Annotated in this window: 2 protein-coding genes; both read left to right on the top strand. The window is 34.3% G+C overall.

Annotation, left to right across the window (positions count from 1 at the left end):
• Positions 1–1188: phage tail tape measure protein (locus AC2LE6_RS08955; protein ID WP_484478916.1), on the top strand; the 1188-nt coding region annotated here is incomplete at its 5' end.
• Between the two features lie 780 nt (positions 1189–1968).
• The coding region (locus AC2LE6_RS08950; protein ID WP_484478915.1) for a hypothetical protein at positions 1969–2184 on the top strand (216 nt) is incomplete at its 3' end.

The following is a 2184-nucleotide window of genomic DNA, read 5'->3' as shown; positions in this document are numbered from 1 at the left end:
TTGAAGAAGATAGTATCGTTTCAACGTCAAAACTATAAAGAGTCTGAAAATGTAGCTAATGGATACTTAAAGATTATTCAAAGTGGTAAAATGATAAGTCAGGAAGACAAGAAAAGGTTGGCTTTGACTACAGAAGAAGAGAAGGCAGTTAGAAGAGTCGAAAAGGCTAAGTTAGATATGCATAACTCTCAGAAAAAAGCTAATGATCTTACAGCAAAAGCTCATTCGGACACTCTTAAAATGAATCAAAAGTTGAACAACGAGAAGACTAAACAAGTTGAGAAAGCCAAACAGGAAGAGGTTAGGCTTGAGAAGCAGTATGAAAGATTGAAATTATCTGTTATAGCTTCTGGTATGGAGAAGCAATACAGAAGTAGAGTAAAGGCTATACAAAAAGGTGGTAAGATACAAAAGAAAGAAATGATAAAAGTTCAAGACGACCTTGCTAAGGCTATGGCTACTAAAAGAGGAGCTAGTGCAAACTTCACTGATACATTCTCAAATTTCATGGTGTTTAGACAACTTGGTAGGAATATAACTCAAGGATTAGTTCAGATATCTGATTTTGAAGACAGATTATATCAAATGGGTATAGTTGCAGGAAAAACTGTATTAGAAATTAGAGGTATGAGAAATGAGATGTATGATCTCGGATCTACTATTCCTAGAGCTACAAACGAGATAGTTTCTCAAATTACGGAGATTGAGAGAACTGGTCGTACTTACAAAGAAGCTGTTGGGATAATTCATGGAGCTAGTAAACTTGCTGTAAGTTCTGGAGAGTCATTGGCGGATTCAGTATTGCTAACAAATACAACGCTTAAGGCATTTGATATTCAAGTTGAAAACAGTATTGAAGCATTGAATTCATTACATTCTTCTACAATAAGAACACCTCTTGATCTTAAGAAAATATCTTCTGCAATGAAAAATGCAGGAGCATCTATGCGTAACTTTATAGAGTCTACAAATAGAAGTGGTCAAGATTTGGAAGACTACAAACAAACTATACTTGATTTATCACTGGCATTAGTCGGTGGACAAGTAAGTTTAGGTAGAACGGCAAACTCAGCAGGAGTAAGCGTGAGGATAAACAACTTAATGTCCTCAATAAACAGTGTTAATTGCGGGGAACTCTCGTTAGGATTTCAATACCAAGCCAATACAGGAAACTTATTGGTGGCATAATATAACGATTATGGTATGGTAAAAATTTGAAATATAGAGACAATCAAACGCATCCGAGCCTCTAAGTCAAAAGATATGAGGAAGGTTCAACGGTCATCATGTACGCTCAAGTGAGTGGAAACACACTGCATTCTTTATTATGAATGATGATATGATCTGATCTATGTGGAGACATATAGCGGTTCTAAATAGGACGGGTAAGAAATTAACGAATCTTGCTGAACATAAGGGTTAGGTACAAAATTATTAAACATGGAAAAAACAGCATCTAAAATGTTCAATACGCAGATGAAAGTAAATAATGTTATGAGAGATGGTCAAATAGTAACTTCTGATTATCTATCAACATTAGCACAACAAGATCTGCCAAAGGCTGTTGAGTTATTATCTGAGTTATATACAAAAGGTCAGTTGTCTATACAGACACTCACCAAGATGTTTACTAGTATAAACGTTTGCTCTTCATGGAAGTAATTCCATGTCGAAAGTTGCCTAAACGGGGAAGGCTAAGTCGGAAACGATATGCTAACCTACCGTGCTAAATCAGTTTCAAACTGTAAAAGCCTAACGACTAGAGCACTGTGCTCGTAGGATTCAAGTGAATCCGAAACGGTAACCATCCTATCGAATCTTCGAGGATGTTGATATAGTCTGAACTTATGTGAAAACATAAGAAATTAATATAAAACATATTAATTATTATCAATGAGAGATAATTTCAACGATTGGTATTTCAACAAATTGAGACATTCACCTTATATAATTTCACAATTACAAATGATGAACGGTAATATAAATGAATATATAGATTCAATGACAAAAGGAAATTCAGTTCAAGAAGATTTTGAGAAAGGTATTCAATCATTTTCAAATCAATTAAAAATATTTAAAAATAACATGGGAGCAATGAATATAGTATTTGGAGAATTTGCTGATACTATAGGTGCTGATGTTATAGGAGCTTTGAATTCAGTGCTAGAAGGAATTAGAGAATTA

This window comes from Candidatus Izemoplasma sp., from assembly GCF_982632705.1.
This window is presented reverse-complemented; position numbering and strand designations above follow the sequence as displayed.